This window comes from Bradyrhizobium sp. ARR65 (assembly GCF_000472385.1).
GTDB lineage: Bacteria > Pseudomonadota > Alphaproteobacteria > Rhizobiales > Xanthobacteraceae > Bradyrhizobium.
Genome location: NZ_AWZU01000009.1, coordinates 66,484 through 84,408, shown reverse-complemented (window position 1 = coordinate 84,408; position 17,925 = coordinate 66,484). Strand labels below are relative to the sequence as shown.

The following is a 17,925-nucleotide window of genomic DNA, read 5'->3' as shown; positions in this document are numbered from 1 at the left end:
CAGGGCAACCGGCGGCCGAGGCTTTTCCCAAGGCTTTTGCGAGGCTTATGTGAGGCGCTAATTCCTGTGGAGGAATCACCTCACTATCAGCTCTTCAGAAGCGGATTGATCCTCTTCTCAAATTCCTCGATCGAGGCCTCGCCCTTGATCTTCTCGCCGTTGATAAAGAAGGTCGGCGTCGAGTCGACCTTCAACACCTCGCTCGCGTATTTCTGGTCCGCGGCGATCTTGTCGAGCAGTGACTGATCCTTCAGGCAATCCTCGACCTGCTGTTGGCTGAGCCCGGCCTGCTTCCCGATGCGCGTCAGGCTCTCGGTGGTGTTTTTCATCACCCAGTCGCTCTGCGACCTGAAAAGAAGGTCGGTCACGGCGAAATATTTATTGGAGTCGCCATTGGCGATGCAGCGCGACAGCATCGATCCGGCGGCGGCTTTGATGTCGAGCGGAAACTCGCGGAAGATATAGCGGATCTTGCCGGTATCGATGTATTCCGACTTGATCTTCGGAAACACCTGCTCGTTGAAGGCCGCGCAGTGCGGGCAGGTCATCGAAGCGTATTCGACGATGGTGACTTTAGCGTCCGCAGGACCCAGGGCCATGTCGGGCAGCGATTGCGGCTTGGCAACATCGGCGGCGCTTTGCGCCAGCGCATCCGAGATCAGCTCTAGCCGCGAGAAGCCGACCAGAGCGGCAAGTCCGGTCAGTGACAAGGCAGCGGTGAAAGCGCGGCGCGTGATGATCAACGGTCTGCTCCCGGATTGGCGCATCCGCGCCGAAAGGTTCCAATCAAGACGCCGTTCGCTAGCCAAAAACGGCCATTGTGGCAATGGCGCGGTTTGTGTGGAGGTCCTGACAAGAGCGTCAATTTCGCTTGATCGCGGCGCCAAGCCGGGCGAGTGCGTCCTTGAGCGCCTCGTCCTCGACCGCGGACAATGTGTCGGCGACTTTTTTTACGGCGGCCGGATCGGGCGGGCGAGGGCGCGCGGGCTGGGGTCGGCGTGACAGCGGCGCCTGTCGGAGCGCGATCCGCCCCACGGCATGCCAGCCGAAAAACCGGTTGACCCGCTCCAGGATGACGTCGGAGCGATGCTGGATCTCCAAGGCCATCGGGCCCTCCACCCGCAGCACCAGCGTCGCCGGTTCCTGTGGCTGGCCCTCGACCTGCCGCGGCCATTGCATTTTCAGTGGCTCGGCAAAGGCTGCAATGTCCGTGCCCGCGATCTCGCCCCAGCGCGTCACCAATTCGCGTGCGGCAAACCCCTGCTTGGCGTAGGCGTCGGAAAAGACGTCGCTGAGCAGGACGGAAAGCGGCTTGGCGCTGACGGGACCGGGTCTGGACATGACCTCGCTACTAGCATGCCACAAGTCCGGGGAGGAGCCGCAAACTCGGTCGTCATGGCCGGGCTTGTCTCGCCTGCCGGGCCGAAGCCCTCGGGCGAGGCGAAGGCCCGGCCATCAACGAGAGGCCGCGGCAAGCAAGAAAGGCGTGGATGCCGGGGAGAAGCCCGGGCATGACGAGGCGAGAGTTGCGCTAAAAGAGGGCTCATGAGTCCCGCTGCAGTCAGAAGAACCAAGCCTCGCGCAATCGCACCCACCGATCGCTCCGCGCTGCTGCTCGAATGGTACGATCGGCATCGGCGCAGGCTGCCCTGGCGGGCGCCGCCAGGCGCGCGGCCTGATCCGTACCGGGTCTGGCTGTCGGAAATCATGCTGCAGCAGACCACCGTCAAGGCCGTCGGGCCCTATTTTGAAAAATTCACGGCGCGCTGGCCCGATGTCGCAAGCCTGGCGCGGGCTTCTCTCGATGACGTGCTGCGGCTCTGGGCCGGACTCGGTTATTATTCCCGCGCACGCAATCTCTATGCCTGCGCGACCGCGGTGATGCGCGAGCATGACGGCGTGTTTCCGGACACGGAAGAGGGCCTGCGCTCGCTGCCGGGCATCGGGCCCTATACGGCGGCCGCGATCGCGGCGATCGCGTTCGATCGTCACACCATGCCGGTGGACGGCAATATTGAACGCGTGGTGTCCCGACTGTTCGGGGTCGAGGAAACGCTGCCCCAGGCCAAGCCGCTGATCCAGCAATTGGCGACGACGCTGCTTGGCGATGCAAGCGCCGGCGAGGCGAAGTCTCGCGCCGGCGACAGCGCGCAGGCGCTGATGGATCTTGGTGCCTCGATCTGCACGCCGAAGAAGCCGGCCTGCGCCTTATGCCCGTTGATCGAGGATTGCGCGGCACGCCTGCAAGGAGCGCAAGAGACGTTCCCGCGCAAGGCGGCCAAGAAGACCGGTGCGCTGCGTCGCGGAGCGGCCTTCGTGGTCAGGCGCGGCGAGGAGCTTCTGGTGCGCACGCGGCCCGCGAAAGGTCTGCTTGGCGGCATGACCGAAGTGCCCGGTTCCGATTGGGCGGCCGAGCAGGCGGAGAGGGCTGCGCTTGAGCAGGCGCCGGCGCTGGAGGGCGTTGCGCGTTGGCACCGTAAGGCCGGCGTCGTCACTCATGTCTTCACGCATTTTCCGCTCGAGCTCGTGGTCTATACGGCGGACGTGCCGTCGCGTACGAGCGCGCCCGACGGCATGCGCTGGGTGCCGATCGCGACCCTTGCGGATGAGGCGCTGCCGAACGTGATGCGCAAAGTAATCGCGCACGGGTTGGGCCTTTAGCTTCCAAGCTGCACGATCGGTGGCACGACGACCCGACCGGGATGGACGCCGCGGCGCGGCGCCGGTAACCTGCGCCTTTGCCAACGAGGTCGGACATGTACAAGCTCTACTACGCGCCCGGGACCTGCGCGCTCGCCTCGCACATTGCGCTCGAGGAAGTGGGCGCGGCCTACACGGCGGTGCGGATCGATTTCAAGACCAACCAGCAGAACAGCCCGGACTACCTGGCCATCAATCCCAAGGGTCGCGTGCCGGCACTTGTGACCGAGCGCGGCGTGCTCACGGAAACGCCGGCGATCCTCGCCTATATCGCGCAGAGCTTCCCGCAAGCGAAACTCGCGCCATCGGACGATCCCTTCGCGCTTGCGCAGGTGCAGGCCATCACGAGCTATTTCTGCTCCACGGTGCATGTGGCGCACGCCCACAGGATGCGCGGTTATCGTTGGGCGACGGAGGAGACGTCCTTCGCCGACATGAAGCGGATGGTGCCAAAAAGCGTCGGCGCTGCCTTTGCGCTGATCGAGCGCGAGATGCTCAGAGGTCCCTGGGTGATGGGCGAGACCTACACCATCTGCGATCCCTATCTGTTTACACTGGCCCAGTGGCTCGAGGGCGATGGCGTCGATCTCTCGACCCTGCCGAAAGTGATCGCGCACCGCCAGCGCATGACGGAGCGCGCCGCCGTGCGGAAGGCGGTGGAAGAGGAGAAGGTCTAACTCCCTTTCGTCGTCGCGGCCAAGCGAACGTAGCGAGCGCAGAGTCGGGAGGACGAGAAGGTGTGTGCTAGACCGCCTTCCGCCTCTCGCGATCCAATTCTCGTCCCGTCTCCAGCATCAACTTGCGCAGCCAGATGGATCCGGGGTCCATTTGTGCCCGGGCGGGATAGAACATGAACTGTTCGTCGAGGCCGGGATCGAGCGGCGGGGCGACGGTTACGAGCGACAATTGCCTGGCGAGTGCCGCGATCAGGCGGCGCGGCACGAAGGCAATGAGGTCGGTGCGCGCCGCGACATGCAGGGCTTCGATATAGCCGGGGACCACCAGCGCAATGTGGCGTTCGATGCCCTTTGAGCGCAGCCAGGTATCGATCAGGTCCTCGTTCTGGCCGCGAATGATCACGGCCACGTGCAGCGCGTTGAGGAAGGCGTCGCGCTGCTTGAGTTTGGTGCCGACAGGGTGGCCGCGCCGCACGGCCAGCGCGTCGGAGTCGGTATAGAGCAACTGTCGGTGAAAGCCCTTGAAGGCGTTGCCGATCGAGATCACGAGGTCGATGGTGCGGGCGAATTCGGCATGGAAGATCGCGGGTCCCCGCCACGGCACGACGTCGATCCGGACATGCGGCGCGAGCTTCGTGATCTTCCCCATGAAAGACGGCATCAGCAGTTCGACCGCGAGATCCGGCATCATCAGCCGGAACTGCCGCTCGCTGCGCGCGGCATCGAAATCCTCCGCGACGAACAGCGCGCGTACCTGCTCCAGCGTTTGCGCCAGCGGCGCGCGCAAGGCCAGCGCGCGCGGCGTCAACTCCATGCGCACGCCCGTCCGCACCAGCAGCGGATCGCCGATCAGATCGCGCAGCCGCTGCAGCGCGTGACTCGCCGCCGGTTGCGACAGGCCGATGCGCATCGCGGCGCGGCTGACATTGCCTTCCTTGAGCAGCGCATCCAGCGCCACGAGCAGATTGAGATCAAGCGCGGCTAAATTCATCGTGCGAATTTATACCATATGAATTATCGATTGGAAGAATACCGGGCGGGCGCGCACAAAGGCGGATGTCCTTTCAGACGAAGACGGAGAAACCGCCATGAGCGCGCTTGAAAACAAGAAACTGATGCAGGAGATTTTTGCCGCTGCGGGAAGTGCGGAATCAGCCGTGCGCGACCGCGCGTTGTTCATCGCAACGCTTGCCGATGACGCGACCTGGGTGGTGACGGGCCAGTATTCCTGGTCGTGTACGTTCAGCGGCAAGGGGTCGATCCTCAACGACTTGCACGGTCACGTCCGCTCGCGTCTGGTCGATCGCGCGCGGACGGTCGCGCATCGTTTCATCGCCGAGGGCGATTACGTCGTGGTCGAAGCGAAAGGCGACAACCTCACCAAGGAAGGCGTGCGTTACGATAACGACTATTGCCTGGTGTTCCGCCTCGATGGCGGCCGGATCAAGGAGGTGAGGGAATATTGCGACTCGGTCTTGACCGAGAAGGCGCTGGGGAGGTTTCCAGGGGCGCAATAGTGTGCACCGGGTTGCCCCATGTCCCGTTATTCCGGGGCGCTCGCAAAGCGAGCGAACCCGGAATCTGGAGATTGTGGCGCGAGATTCCGGGTTCTCGCTTCGGGAGCGTTCCGGAATGACGGCCTAAAACAAAATCACGCTACCTTCGTCTTCAGATGCCCGAACATGAAGTTGCGCGCCTCCTCATCCATCTCCGCCTTGAAGGTGAACTTGTCCTTCAGCGCCAGCGCGCGCGGCGCCGCAGGACGGGCCGAGATCTCGTCCACCAGCCGCTTCACGTTCGGATATTTGCTGTAAGCTTCATCGCCGAGCACGAACGGTGCCAGCCGCGCCCAGCCCCAGAACGCCATGTCGACGATGGTGTAGGTGTCGCCCACCATATAGCGGCTGGTCGCGAGATGCTCGTCGAGGAGCTTGTAATGGCGGTTCGCCTCGTACTGGTAGCGGTTGTTGGCGTAGTCCAGGTCCTTCGGCGCGAAGTGCTTGAAATGCACCGCCTGTCCCGAATAGGGGCCGAGCCCGGTGGCGATGAACATCAGCCAGGACAGCATCTGTGCGCGATTGGTCGACGAGGCGGGCGGCAGGAACTTGCCGGTCTTCTCGGCGAGGTAGAGCAGGATCGCGTTGCTGTCGAAGACGAAAATGCCGTCATCGTCGATCGCCGGCACCTTGCCGTTTGGATTGACCCTCAGGAATTCCGGCTTGAACTGCTCGCCCTTGCGGGTGTCGATGGCTACGGGCTCGTAAGGCAGCCCGGATTCTTCGAGGAACAGCGCGACCTTGTTCGGGTTCGGCGCGCCGCTGAAGTAGAATTTGAGCATCGGAAATCTCCCCTTCGCTTGTTGCCGAGAAAATCGGGCGCGCGGCTGCGTTACCGCACGCAGGCGTCTCCATGCGCAAATTCTAAGGACGGCGCAAGCGACGAGTTTGTGAACGCGCAGCGAGCCGCCAATTGCTTCAGCGCGTCATTCCGGGGCTCGCGAAGCGAGAACCCGGAATCTCGAGATTCCGCGTTCGATGCTTTCGTATCGCCCCGGAGTGACGGTGCAGATGGATGGATCTATCCGGCCGCCATCTCGGCGCGGATCTCGGCGCGTAATTCGTCGATCAGCTTCAGCCCGTTCTTGGTCTCGACATGCCAGAAGGTCCAGCCATTGCAGGCCTCCGAGCCCTGCGCGACCGCGCCGATGCGGTGGATCGAGCCGACCTTGTCGCCGAGCATGATGGCGCCGTCAGCGCGCACTAGAGCCCCATGGCGCTTCTTGGCGTCGACCAGCTTTGTGCCCGGCATGATCATGCCGCGCTCGATCAGCTCGGAGAACGCCACGCGCGGAGCCTCGCGCGCGGTCATGAAGGGGGCGAGTGTCGCTTCGGGTAGCGGCTGGACTGCGGCAATGCGCGCTTCGGCGGCCTTGGCGTAATCCGCGTCGCGCTCGAAGCCGATGTAGCGGCGCCCGAGGCGCTTTGCGACGGCACCGGTGGTGCCCGTGCCGTTGAACGGATCGAGCACGAGATCGCCGGGTCTTGAGGAGGCGAGCAGCACGCGCGCGAGCAGACCCTCGGGCTTCTGGGTCGGATGGACCTTCCTGCCGTCCTTGCCCTTCAGTCGTTCCTCACCGGTGCAGAGCGGGATCAGCCAGTCCGAACGCGCCTGTACGTCCTCATTGGCTGCCTTCAGCGCCTCATAATTGAAGGTGTAGCCCTTCGCATTCTCGTCGCGCGCCGCCCAGATCATAGTCTCGTGCGCATTGGTGAAACGGCGGCCGCGGAAATTCGGCATCGGGTTGGACTTGCGCCAGATGATGTCGTTGAGCATCCAGAAGCCCAGGTCCTGCAGGATCGTGCCGACGCGGAAGATGTTGTGATAGGAGCCGATCACCCAAAGCGTCGCCGACGGCTTCATGATGCGGCGGCAGGCGAGCAGCCAGGCGCGGGTGAAATCGTCATAGGCGGCGAAAGAGGAGAACTTGTCCCAGGCGTCATTGACGGCATCGACATGTGATTCGTCGGGGCGCTTCAGATCGCCCTTGAGCTGCAGATTGTACGGCGGGTCCGCGAATACGAGGTCGACGCTGGCCGACGGCAGTTTCGACATCTCGGCGACGCAATCGCCAACGATGACGCGGTGCTGCTCTGCGGCCCTGAAATCCTTGGCCTCAAAATTTGTGCGGGGCGCCTTTGCAGACGCCCCGCGACGCGACACAACCATGACTCAAGAACTCTGACTCAGGCGACGCTGTCGGCGACGCGGGACCAACAAACCGACTGGCGGCTACAATGGCGGGGCAAAGTAAAAATCGACTTAACCGGGAAAATTTTTCGTAAGCGCTTGTTCCTGCGCATCCTGCAGCGCAGCGCGCTTTGCGGCGAAATTCGGACGCGCTGTGGCGTCAACAACTCTGCCATTCCCTTGCTGCTTTTCGATTTTGCTCCTGAGCTGCGAGAGTGTCGCAATCGCGCAGCGTCGAATCGACGCCACTAGGCAATTTTTGCCGGGCGGGCTATTGATTGGCGTAAGGGACATTTTACGTTTGTTTCGCGCGCTGTCGAACAAGCGCCGCAAACGAGTTAAGGAAAGGCCGCCATGCGCTACGATGATTTCCGCCGCAGCGACGACATCGAGGATCGTCGCGGTGATGACGGCGGCATGATGGGTGGCGGCGGCGGCATGGGCCTGCCGATCGGCGGCGGCGGGCTCGGCATCGGCACCATCATCGTGCTCGGCCTGATCGGCTACGCCTTCGGTATCGATCCGCGGATCCTGATCGGAGGCGCCGAAATTCTCTCCGGCGGCGGTCACGCACCGACCTATCAGACCGATCGCCGCTCGGGGCCCGGCAAGACCGGTGCGCCCACCGACGAGATGGGCAGCATGATCGCCGGCATCCTGGGCGAGATCGACGATCGCTGGAGCGAAATCTTCCGGGCCAATGGGCAGAATTACGTCGGCCCCAAGATTGTGCTGTTCCGCAACGTCACCAATGGCGGCCGCTGCGGCATGGCGCAGTCTGCCATGGGGCCGTTCTATTGCCCGCCGGATCAGAAGATCTATCTCGACACGGGATTCTTCCGCGAGGTCGAGACGCGCTTTCACGGCTGCTCCGGCAACGCCTGCAAATTTACCGCAGCTTACATCATCGCGCATGAGGCCGGCCATCACGTGCAGAACCTGCTCGGCATCATCCCGCGCGTCACGCGCCTGCAGCAGCAGGTGGGCAGCAAGGCCGAAGCCAACGCGTTGCAGGTGAAGGTGGAACTGCAGGCGGACTGCCTGTCCGGCGTCTGGACGAACCGTGAGGAGAAGAAGCGTCCCGGCTTTCTTGAAGCCGGCGATATCGATGCGGCGCTGCAGACGGCATCCGCCATCGGCGACGATACGCTGCAGCGGCAGGCGACCGGGCGCGTCGTGCCTGACTCTTTCACCCACGGCAGCTCGGCCCAGCGCAAGCGCTGGTTCATGACCGGCTATCAGCAGGGCACCGTGCAGGCGTGCAACACGTTCGGCAACGCATCGCTGTAGCGTGGTGTCATTCCGGGCGGTGCAAGGCACGGAACCCGGAATCTCGAGCTTCCCCGATGCGCAATTGCGCATCGGAGGTTCGCGTTTCGCGCGCCCCCGGAACGACAGTTGAGGATTCGCAATGTCTTCCATCGATCAATCAAAGCAATTCGTCCCGCTCAACATTGCGGTGTTGACGGTCTCCGACACGCGCTCGCCGGCCGACGACAAATCCGGAACGACGCTGGCCGATCGTATTAGCGGAGCCGGCCACAAGCTCGCCGCGCGCGATATCGTCAGCGACGACGTCGATGCGATCCGCGCGGTCGTCAAGCGATGGATCGCCGACAAGGGAGTCGATGTGATCATCACGACCGGCGGCACCGGCTTCACCGGCCGTGACGTGACGCCAGACGCCATTGAGCCGCTGTTCGAAAAGAGGATGGACGGCTTCTCTATCGCCTTTCACATGCTGAGCCACGCCAAGATCGGCACCTCGACGATTCAGAGCCGCGCCACCGCGGGCGTGGCCGGCGCGACTTTCATCTTCTGCCTGCCCGGTTCGCCCGGCGCCTGCCGCGACGCCTGGGACGGCATCCTGGCGGCGCAGCTCGACTACCGCACGCGGCCCTGCAATTTCGTCGAGATCATGCCGCGCCTTGACGAGCATTTGCGCCGGCCGAAGGCGCAAGGCGCGTCGGCTTAGGCACTATCAGCGGCGCGCCGCGTAGCCTGTCAACGACAGCCACACCGCCCGCCACATGCTCCGGCACGCCTCGACTCGCAGCCTTCGCGCGCGCCGTTTGTAGAGCGCGATCAGTTCTGGGCTGACGCGCGGCATGGACTCGCGGTCGGGCGTTCTCATAGCGCGCGCTCCCAGATCTCGCCGATCAGGTTTTGCCCGAAACTGCGATGCGGCTCGCTCTTCACCAGCGCAAAGCCGGCGTCCTGATAGATCTTGCGTGCGGCGACCAAGATGCTTTGCGTCCACAGCGTGATGCTGCGATAGCCGCAGGCCCGCGCAAACGAGACGCATTCGGCGACGAGTCGCTGCCCGAGACCCAGGCCGCGCGCGCTCGGCTCGACCAGGAGCAAGCGCAGCTTCGCGACGTCATCATTGTGCCGGACCAGAAAGACCGAGCCGACAGGCCTGCCGTCGATATCCGCAATCCAGCAGCGTTCGCGCGAGGCATCGAAAGAGGTGATGAATGCGGCCGCGATCTCCGCAACCAGCGCCTCGAAGCTGGCATCGAAACCGTATTCGCTGGCGTAGAGCGCGCCGTGGCTTTGCACAACATAGCCCATGTCGCCCGGCCGCGGGTCGCGCAGGATCGCAGGCGGCAGGGCGGCGCGCTGCTCACCAAGCAGACGCTCGATCAGCCCCATCGCGCCGAGCAGCCGGTTGCGATCGTCGGCCGACAGCGTGCCCAGCATCTGGCCGACATGCTCCTGCGAGGTGCGCTCGAGTTTTGCGAAAGCTGCACGTCCCTTGCCGGTCAGGCTGAGCTGGTATTGCCGGCGGTCGGTGGCTAAGGGCTTGCGGGAGATCAGCCCGTCCTCCTCGAACTTTTGGACGATGCGGCTGAGGTAGCCGGGGTCGAGTCCGAGCTCGAGCCCGATCTGCTTGGCCGAGAGATCGCCGCGATGCGCGAGCTCGTACATCACCCGCGCCTCGCTCAGCGAGAATGGGCTCTTGAGCAGGTGCTGGTCGAGCACCTCGAGCTTGCGCGTGTAAAAGCGATTGAACGCGCGAACCGCGGCGACGTCCTGGTCGGCTTGGGCCAGAGAACTTTGGGCAGAGATCATGGTGCACCTCTCGATATTTGCCATTGTCAAATAACTGTTTGACTTTGGCAAGTATCTTTCTGGGTGCCTCACACCATGATGATGCGGCTGCGTAGCAGCGTCCGCGAAGAGCGGCCGAGTTGGCGCAACAGCCTCGCCTCGGAGCGGCCATCCGGCGCATGGCCGCCGAGCCGGTCGTAATGCTCGCGAGCGATCAGCAGTCCCTGGTCGGAGAGCGGTCCTGCGATCATACGGGCGAGAAATTTGATGCTGTCCTGCAGGCGCGGCTCGGCATAGGGCGAGCGGGCATAGCGGAACACGCCGGCGCGCGGGCGGTCGCTTGCCGAGACGCGCTGAATGAATTGCGTGGTCTCGTCGATCCAGCCCGCATCCAGCACCGCGCCCGCCCGCAGGAACATCAGCCAGGGCGAGCGGGCCTGCCGGGCGCCGGCGGCCATTGCCGCCGCGCGTGATCCCTGAAACCGCAGGAAGCGGCAGCCGGCGACGTCGGCCACCCGTTCGATTACGCCGTTGTCGGCGCGATCGACCAGCAGCACCTCGCGGACGACGCCGGCCGCGGCGCCCGGCACCAGCGCGGCAAGGGTCGCGACGGTCGGCTGTTCGACGCCCTCGGTCGGGATGATGACGCTCAGCATTGAGCTAAAGGAAACCCTCAGATACCAGAAATCCCTGCACTGTTATCACCTTGTCACATTCAAATCAGCCCCGGTGATCGCGGTTTTTGGAGTGATCCCGGTGAGGCGGAATTCGCCCGCAACGTACTCTCAAGTTGGCCCGTTACCCAGAGGCGCTCGCGAGGGTCGTGTTTTCGAGCCGCGCTTCGCGCGCAGGCGCATTGCCGCCCTGCGATCAAGGCCCTCAGGGAGAAGTCACCAAGCCATTCCGCTTAGTCGCCCGCCTCTCGCGGCGTCGATCCGCCGGCGCTGTTCGGCCACACCCAGTCGCGGATCTGCGGCATGTCTTCGCCGTGCTCGCGCACATAGCGTGAGTGCTCGATCAGCGCATCGCGGAATTGCTGCTTGACGTGAGCCGCAGCGATCGGAAGTCCCGGCACGCGCTCGATGGCTTCGATCGCGAGGTGGAAGCGGTCGAGCTGGTTTAGCACCACCATGTCGAACGGCGTGGTCGTCGTGCCTTCCTCGGCATAGCCGCGCACATGCATCCCTGCGTGATTGGTCCGGTTGTAGGTCAGGCGATGGATCAGATGGGGATAGCCGTGATAAGCGAAGATTACCGGCTTGTCGCGGGTGAAGAGACTGTCGAAATCGCGGTCGGAAAGGCCGTGGGGATGCTGGTCCTTCGGTTGCAGCGTCATCAGGTCGACGACATTGACTACGCGGATCTTCAACTCAGGGAGGGCCTTGCGCAGCAGGTCCACGGCGGCCAGCGTTTCCAATGTCGGAACGTCGCCGGCGCAGGCCATCACCACGTCGGGCTCGGCATTGGAGGCTTCCGTGCCCGCCCATTTCCAGATGCCGATGCCGGCCTCGCAATGGGTGAGCGCCTCGCGCATCGTGAGCCACTGCGGCGAGGGCTGCTTGCCGGCCACGATCACATTGATGCGGTTATAAGTGCGCAAGACATGATCGGCGACCCAGAGCAGGGTGTTGGCATCGGGCGGCAGATAGACACGGACGATGTCCGCCTTCTTGTTTGCGACGAGATCGACGAAGCCCGGATCCTGATGGCTGAAGCCATTGTGGTCCTGGCGCCAGACATGCGACGTCAGCAGATAGTTCAGTGAAGCGATCGGGCGCCGCCAGGGCAGCGCGCGCGATACCTTCAGCCATTTGGCGTGCTGGTTGAACATGGAATCCACGATGTGGATAAAGGCCTCATAGCAGGAGAAGAAGCCGTGGCGTCCGGTGAGCAGATAGCCCTCCAGCCAGCCCTGGCAGAGATGTTCGCTCAAGACTTCCATCACGCGCCCGTCATGGGCGAGATGGACGTCGTACGGCTCGATACTCTCCATCCAGACACGCTCGGTCGCCTCGAACACGGCATCAAGCCGGTTGGAAGAGGTTTCATCCGGCCCCATGATGCGGAAATTGCGCGCCTGCGCATTCAGCGTGACAACGTCGCGCAGGAATTTGCCGAGTTCGCGCGTCGCTTCCGCGATAGTGCCGCCGGGGCAGGGGACATCGACGGCAAACTCTCGGAAATCCGGCAGCTTGAGCTCGCGTTTCAGCAGGCCGCCATTGGCGTGCGGATTGGCGCCCATGCGGCGATCGCCCTCCGGCGCCAGCGCCTGCAATTCGGGAACGAGGCGGCCGCTTGCGTCGAACAGCTTTTCGGGCTCGTAGCTGCGCATCCACTGCTCGAGCAATTTGAGATGATCAGGATTGCCGCGCGGATTGGCGATCGGCACCTGGTGCGCGCGCCAGAACCCTTCCACTTTCAAGCCATCGACTTCCTTGGGGCCGGTCCAACCCTTCGGGCTCCGCAGCACGATGACCGGCCATTTCGGCCGGTGGAAGCCCGCGGCTTGCCCGCGGACACTTTGCTGGATCGAGCGAATGCTGGCGAGCGCGACGTCGAGCGCGTCGGCCATCTGCCGGTGCATCTGTGCCGGATCGTCGCCTTCGACGAACAACGGCTCATGGCCGTAGCCTATGAAGAGATCGCGAACCTCGTCATTGCTCATCCGCCCGAGCACGGTGGGGTTGGCGATCTTGTAGCCGTTGAGATGCAGGATCGGCAGCACCGCGCCGTCATGCACGGGATTTAAGAATTTGTTGGAATGCCATGACGCCGCCAGCGGCCCGGTCTCCGCTTCGCCGTCGCCGACCACGCAGGCGACGATCAGATCGGGATTGTCGAACGCGGCGCCATAGGCATGCACCAGCGCGTAGCCGAGTTCGCCCCCTTCATGGATCGAGCCGGGCGTCTCCGGCGCGGCATGGCTCGGAATGCCGCCTGGAAACGAAAACTGGCGAAACAGCTTGCGCAAACCGTCGGTATCGCGCGTGATCTCGGGATAGATCTCGCTGTAGGTGCCTTCGAGATAGGTGTTGGCGACCATGCCCGGCCCGCCATGGCCGGGGCCGCAGATATAGATGACATTGAGGTCAGAGGTGCGGATCGCGCGATTGAGGTGGGCATAGATGAAGTTCAGCCCTGGCGTAGTGCCCCAATGTCCCAACAGTCGCGGCTTGATGTGCTCGGGCCGCAACGCTTCGTTGAGCAGCGGATTGTCCAACAAATAAATTTGGCCGACGGAGAGATAATTGGCGGCGCGCCAATAGCGGTCGAGCAGCTCCAGCTCGTCAACGCCCGTCTGTTGCGGTTTCACGCGTTCCATGCCGACCTCCTGTGGAAACACCAGAACGACCCGCATTTGATCGATCCGTTCCCTCGCGCTACGATAGAATGCGAATTTGAAGGCAACTCCTTGAGCGCGGTCAAAAGCGCGTGCCCCACCGGCGGGCAGCCGCCTACACGCGTCCCCGTCATTTCGGGGTTCGATGCTGGCGCTCAATACATTGTTCTTGATTTGTTCTCGCGGCGTGCTATCTCTACGGCCATGAGTCGAGCATCTTCACATGCCCTCAAGCGCCCGCCGGTCCCGGTGCCCTCCGAGCCGGCGGGCGCCGCTGCGCCGGATTTCCCGGAGCTTGCGGTCGCCATTGATCGCGAGCGGCGGCGCGGTCGTGGCGCGCAGTCCAATGCCAGCGGCCGTTACGAGGCGGAGGCGCGCGTCGCCTTCGACGACGGTTGGCAGAGCCTTGATGATCTGCCGCCGTTCAAGACCACGGTTTCGCTCGATACGGCGCGGAAAGTTATTACCCGCAACGATTCACCCGATATTGGCTTCGACCGCTCGATCAATCCTTACCGGGGTTGCGAGCATGGCTGCATCTATTGCTTCGCCCGTCCGACCCACGCCTATCTCGGCCTGTCCCCAGGCCTGGATTTCGAGTCAAAACTCTACGCGAAGCCCGACGCACCGCAGCTCCTGGAGAAGGAACTGGCGGCACCCGACTACGAACCGCGCATGATCGCGATCGGGACCAATACCGATCCCTATCAGCCGATCGAGCGCGAGCGGAAAATCATGCGCGGCATTCTGGAAGTGCTGGAGCGCACCGGCCACCCGGTTGGCATCGTCACCAAATCGGCGCTGATCGTCCGCGATGCCGACATTCTGGCGCGGATGGCCAAGCGCAACCTGGCAAAGGTGGCTATCTCGGTCACCACACTGGATCCAAAACTCGCGCGCAGCATGGAGCCGCGCGCCTCTACTCCGCCCAAGCGCCTGGAGGCGCTGCGGCGGCTGTCGGCAGCGGGCATTCCCACCACGGTGATGGTGGCGCCCATCATACCGGCTCTGAACGATGCCGAGATGGAGCGCATTCTTGATGCAGCCGCCCATGCCGGCGTGAAGGAAGCCTCCTATGTGCTGCTGCGGCTGCCGCTGGAGGTGCGGGACCTATTCCGCGAATGGCTGATGGCCAATTATCCGGACCGCTACCGCCACGTGTTCACCCTGATCCGCGATATGCGCGGCGGCAAGGACTACGACTCGCAATGGGGGACGCGGATGAAGGGCACGGGCCCGATGGCCTGGATGATCGGGCGGCGCTTCGAGATCGCTTGCGAGAAGCACGGGCTCAATAAGCGACGCTCCAAACTGACCACCGACCATTTTGTCCGGCCAAAGCGAGCCGGCGAGCAGCTCAGCCTGTTTTGAGGGACGATCATGGAAGCCGCCGCTCCGGTTCCGCGACTCACTGTCATCGCGCTCGGTGTCGGCAATATGAGCAGGAGCATCGCGTTTTACGAGGCCTTGGGCTTTGTGCGCAGATTTCGCGCAACCGGCGAGGCCGTCGCCTTCTTCGAGACCGGCGGCCCGGTGCTGGCGCTGTTTCCATGGGATCAGCTTGCGCGGGACGCCACGATTCCGGAAAATCCGCGCCCGCAGGGCTTTCGTGGCATGACGCTCGCCTGGAATTGCGGGTCGCGCGAGGAAGTCGATGCGGTGCTTGATCTGGCGATCTCCAAGGGCGCCTCGTTAAGGGCGCCTCGTTGCTGAAGCCGGCGCATGATACCGACTATGGCGGCTATTCCGGCTATTTTGCCGATCCAGATGGCCATCCCTGGGAAGCCGTGGTCGCGCCCAACATCGAGGTCGGTGAGGACAGGCGTGTGCATCTGCCCGATTAACAAACGAGAATAACGGGAATTACCGGGAGTTCCCGGTTGCGCAGCGGCCCCTGCTTGCGCCACCATCCCGCCTATGAGTCGAGACAAGTCCGCAAAAGCTTCGCAAAAGGCCGAGGCGCAAGGAATTAGGGCCCAGGAAATCAAGGCCCAGGTAATCAACGCCCAAGTAATCAAGGCCAAGGACGTCGAGAAGGCGGCGAGAGGCGTCATTGCGGTGACACCGCCGAATTTCCGCCGCGAGCGCGCGCTTTTCAAAAGCGGCATCTGGCCGGTGGCCGGCTGCGACGAGGCGGGCCGCGGTCCGCTGGCGGGTCCGGTCGTGGCCGCGGCCGTCGTGCTCGACCCCAACCGCATCCCCCGCGGCATCGACGATTCCAAGCGGCTGACCCCGGAACAGCGCGAGAAACTGTTCGACAAGATCTGCGCGACCTCGTCCTTCGCCGTCGCGTTCGCATCTCCCGCGCGGATCGACCGTGACAATATCCTGCGCGCCTCGCTGTGGGCGCTGGCGCGCGCGGTGCGCGCGCTGCCCGAAGCGCCCAAGCAGGTCTTCGTCGACGGCCGCGACAAGATCGACGTGCCTTGTGAGTGCGAGGCGGTGATCGGCGGAGATGGCCTGGTGCTGTCGATCGCCGCGGCCTCCATCATCGCCAAGGTGACGCGTGACCGGCTGATGTGCCTGCTGGCCGAAGAATGTCCTGGCTACGGCTTCGAGTCGCACAAAGGCTATAGCGTGCCGGAACATCTGGAGGCGCTGGACCGTCTCGGTCCTTCCGTGCATCATCGCAGCTTCTTCGCGCCCGTCATCGCCGCGCGCGAAAAGCACCAGCCGTGGACCATCAAACGCGAGCTTGACCTGTTCTCGGTGGAAGCACAGGTCGATGTCGAGTCCTCGGCGACGCTTTGACGTGCACTCTTGCGCCCATTATCACACGTCCGAGATCGAATAGGGGCTAGCTTCCGCGCTGGCTCGCCAGCCGGACCTTTCATGCGTTTCACCTCCCTGGCCATCGAACTGATCCGCGCCCGGCCGCGGCTGGTGGTCTGGATCGTGGCGCTGGCGCAAGCCGCGCTGTGGCTGACGGTCGCGCTCCTCTTTTATCGCAGCCCGCCTCCGAACCTTGCGATCGCGCTGGCCTATGGGCGCGAATATCAGGTCGGTACGGAGTTCGGTCCGCCGCTGGCGTTCTGGCTCGGCGACATCGCCTATCGCGCGGCCGGCAATCACATCTTCGGCGTTTATCTGCTCGCCGTGCTTTGCTCGGTTGCGGCATTCTGGATTTTATTCCTGCTCGGCCGCGCGCTGGTCGGCGGCCAACACGCAGTGCTCGCGGTGCTCCTGACCATGACGGTCACCGCCTTTGGGGCGCAGACGCTGGAGTTCGGTCCGGCGGTATTGGCCCGACCGCTCTGGGCGCTGCTGCTGCTGCATAGTTGGGAGTTGATCGGGCAGCAGCGGCGCAACGTCTGGTTCGCCTGGTCGATCGATGCCGGCCTCTTGCTGCTCACGAGCCCAGCCGCGGCCATGCTGTTGCTGCTGGTCGCGGGCTTTGCGCTGGCGACCGACGAGGGCCGCCGCATGCTGCGCTCGCTCGATCCGTTGTTCGCATTGCTCGTGGTGGTCGCGCTGGCGCTGCCCTATCTGGTCTGGCTGATGCGCGCCGAGCCGATGAGCCTCTATTGGAGCCAGCATTGGCCGACGCTGTCGGATCTGGGCGCGCGCGCCCGGCACTGGGGCTGGTTGCTCGGCTGGCTGTTGTTCGCGCTTGTCGGCATCGTGATCCTGGTGGTGTTCAATTCACGCCTGTTTGCCCGCGAGGGCGAGGACCCACCAAGCCTGTTCCGGCCCCCGGCCGAGCCCTTGGCGTACAATTTCGTGTACTTCTTCGCGATCGTGCCGCCGCTGCTGGCAAGCCTGATCGCCGGCCTGTTCGGGCTCGATCGCGTGTTCGGCGGCGCGGGCGTTGCGCTGTTGATGTCGGGGCTCGCCGTGGTGGTGACATCGGGCGATCTCATCCGGTTGCAGCGTCAGCGCATGCTGCGCGCGATATGGGCGGCGATCGTCGCCGCGCCGACCTTGGTCGTTATCGCGGGTACGTTGTTCCTGCCCTGGACGTCCGCCGGCGAAGTCGCCACCACCTTGCCTGCGCGCGCAATGGCGCAGTTTTTTACCGACAGTTTCTCGCGGCGTACCAGTCATCAGCTCGAAGCGGTCGCGGGCGACACGGAGATCGCAAGCCTGATCGCGCTGGGCCCGGGACGCCCGCATCTGTTCGTCGACGCAAGCCCGCAGCGGACGCCCTGGATGACAGCGGCCAAGTTCAACGAGGTTGGCGGCGTGGTGGTCTGGCGCGCCTCCGACACGTCAGGCGCGCCGCCGCCCGATATCGCGCAGCGCTTCCCGAACCTCGTGCCGGAAGTGCCGCGCTCGTTCGACCGGCTCGTCAATGGCCGCCAGGGCGTGTTGCGCATCGGCTGGGCCATCGTGCGGCCGAAGGGGCAGTAGACGCACCGTCATTCCGGGGCGCTCGCAAGGCGCGCGAACCCGCGATCCAGAAGTTGC

Annotated in this window: 18 protein-coding genes; 10 read left to right on the top strand and 8 right to left on the bottom strand. The window is 64.0% G+C overall.

Features of this window, described 5'->3' with window-relative positions; all coding sequences use genetic code 11:
• Positions 1-86 precede the first annotated feature (86 nt).
• Both F758_RS0112930 and F758_RS0112925 read right to left on the bottom strand, forming a co-directional pair.
• Complete coding sequence (locus F758_RS0112930) at positions 87-743, bottom strand: DsbA family protein (RefSeq protein WP_024508261.1); 657 nt, start codon at positions 741-743, stop codon at positions 87-89.
• A 118-nt stretch (positions 744-861) separates the two neighbouring features.
• Positions 862-1,341, bottom strand: coding sequence for a DUF721 domain-containing protein (locus F758_RS0112925; RefSeq protein WP_024508260.1), 480 nt, complete (start codon positions 1,339-1,341; stop codon positions 862-864).
• A gap of 204 nt (positions 1,342-1,545) precedes the next feature.
• Between F758_RS0112925 and F758_RS0112920 the strand changes: the two genes are divergently transcribed.
• Both F758_RS0112920 and F758_RS0112915 read left to right on the top strand, forming a co-directional pair.
• Positions 1,546-2,661, top strand: coding sequence for an A/G-specific adenine glycosylase (locus tag F758_RS0112920; RefSeq protein ID WP_024508259.1), 1,116 nt, complete (start codon positions 1,546-1,548; stop codon positions 2,659-2,661).
• Positions 2,662-2,756: 95 nt separating this feature from the next.
• A complete protein-coding gene (locus tag F758_RS0112915) occupies positions 2,757-3,377 on the top strand; it encodes a glutathione S-transferase family protein (protein ID WP_024508258.1) in 621 nt (206 codons plus the stop codon).
• A gap of 67 nt (positions 3,378-3,444) precedes the next feature.
• Here the strand turns inward: F758_RS0112915 and F758_RS0112910 are convergent, their stop codons facing one another.
• Positions 3,445-4,368 carry a LysR family transcriptional regulator gene (locus tag F758_RS0112910; RefSeq protein ID WP_024508257.1) on the bottom strand — a complete coding sequence of 308 codons (924 nt, stop codon included), beginning with the start codon at positions 4,366-4,368 and terminating at the stop codon, positions 3,445-3,447.
• Between the two features lie 97 nt (positions 4,369-4,465).
• On the opposite strand from F758_RS0112910, the gene F758_RS0112905 reads away from it, so the two are divergent.
• Positions 4,466-4,894: a nuclear transport factor 2 family protein gene (locus tag F758_RS0112905; protein ID WP_024508256.1), complete on the top strand. Its 429-nt coding sequence runs from the start codon at positions 4,466-4,468 to the stop codon at positions 4,892-4,894.
• 134 nt (positions 4,895-5,028) lie between these two features.
• Here the strand turns inward: F758_RS0112905 and F758_RS0112900 are convergent, their stop codons facing one another.
• Positions 5,029-5,715 carry a glutathione S-transferase family protein gene (locus F758_RS0112900; RefSeq protein ID WP_024508255.1) on the bottom strand — a complete coding sequence of 229 codons (687 nt, stop codon included), beginning with the start codon at positions 5,713-5,715 and terminating at the stop codon, positions 5,029-5,031.
• A gap of 239 nt (positions 5,716-5,954) precedes the next feature.
• Complete coding sequence (locus tag F758_RS0112895; RefSeq protein ID WP_024508254.1) at positions 5,955-7,103, bottom strand: site-specific DNA-methyltransferase; 1,149 nt, start codon at positions 7,101-7,103, stop codon at positions 5,955-5,957.
• Positions 7,104-7,478: 375 nt separating this feature from the next.
• Here F758_RS0112895 and ypfJ point away from each other — a divergent pair, with 375 nt between their 5' ends.
• Both ypfJ and moaB read left to right on the top strand, forming a co-directional pair.
• Positions 7,479-8,414: a KPN_02809 family neutral zinc metallopeptidase gene (gene ypfJ, locus F758_RS0112885; protein ID WP_024508253.1), complete on the top strand. Its 936-nt coding sequence runs from the start codon at positions 7,479-7,481 to the stop codon at positions 8,412-8,414.
• 121 nt (positions 8,415-8,535) lie between these two features.
• Positions 8,536-9,099, top strand: coding sequence for a molybdenum cofactor biosynthesis protein B (moaB, locus tag F758_RS0112880; RefSeq protein WP_024508252.1), 564 nt, complete (start codon positions 8,536-8,538; stop codon positions 9,097-9,099).
• Between the two features lie 155 nt (positions 9,100-9,254).
• Here the strand turns inward: moaB and F758_RS0112870 are convergent, their stop codons facing one another.
• The 3 genes from F758_RS0112870 to F758_RS0112860 all read right to left on the bottom strand — a co-directional run bounded on the left by F758_RS0112870 (position 9,255) and on the right by F758_RS0112860 (position 13,500).
• Complete coding sequence (locus F758_RS0112870) at positions 9,255-10,199, bottom strand: bifunctional helix-turn-helix transcriptional regulator/GNAT family N-acetyltransferase (protein WP_035721869.1); 945 nt, start codon at positions 10,197-10,199, stop codon at positions 9,255-9,257.
• A gap of 68 nt (positions 10,200-10,267) precedes the next feature.
• The gene (locus tag F758_RS0112865; RefSeq protein WP_024508250.1) at positions 10,268-10,834 is read right to left on the bottom strand and encodes a glycosyltransferase family protein; all 567 of its coding nucleotides are present in this window, start codon (positions 10,832-10,834) and stop codon (positions 10,268-10,270) included.
• Positions 10,835-11,085: 251 nt separating this feature from the next.
• On the bottom strand, positions 11,086-13,500 hold the full coding sequence (locus F758_RS0112860; protein ID WP_024508249.1) for a phosphoketolase family protein: 2,415 nt from the start codon (positions 13,498-13,500) through the stop codon (positions 11,086-11,088).
• 222 nt (positions 13,501-13,722) lie between these two features.
• Here F758_RS0112860 and F758_RS0112855 point away from each other — a divergent pair, with 222 nt between their 5' ends.
• From F758_RS0112855 to F758_RS0112840, 5 genes are all read left to right on the top strand, one after another.
• Entirely contained in the window at positions 13,723-14,889 is a 1,167-nt protein-coding gene (locus F758_RS0112855; protein ID WP_024508248.1) for a PA0069 family radical SAM protein, read from the top strand.
• A 9-nt stretch (positions 14,890-14,898) separates the two neighbouring features.
• Positions 14,899-15,231 (top strand): VOC family protein, encoded by a 333-nt coding sequence (locus tag F758_RS43775; RefSeq protein ID WP_502689140.1) that lies wholly within the window; start codon positions 14,899-14,901, stop codon positions 15,229-15,231.
• Positions 15,225-15,362, top strand: coding sequence for a hypothetical protein (locus F758_RS53235; protein WP_502689139.1), 138 nt, complete (start codon positions 15,225-15,227; stop codon positions 15,360-15,362). Before F758_RS43775 ends, F758_RS53235 begins: the two co-directional genes overlap by 7 nt.
• Before the next feature lie 73 nt (positions 15,363-15,435).
• The gene (gene rnhB, locus F758_RS0112845; RefSeq protein ID WP_024508247.1) at positions 15,436-16,269 is read left to right on the top strand and encodes a ribonuclease HII; all 834 of its coding nucleotides are present in this window, start codon (positions 15,436-15,438) and stop codon (positions 16,267-16,269) included.
• A gap of 81 nt (positions 16,270-16,350) precedes the next feature.
• Positions 16,351-17,868 carry a glycosyltransferase family 39 protein gene (locus tag F758_RS0112840; RefSeq protein ID WP_024508246.1) on the top strand — a complete coding sequence of 506 codons (1,518 nt, stop codon included), beginning with the start codon at positions 16,351-16,353 and terminating at the stop codon, positions 17,866-17,868.
• Positions 17,869-17,925 lie beyond the last annotated feature (57 nt).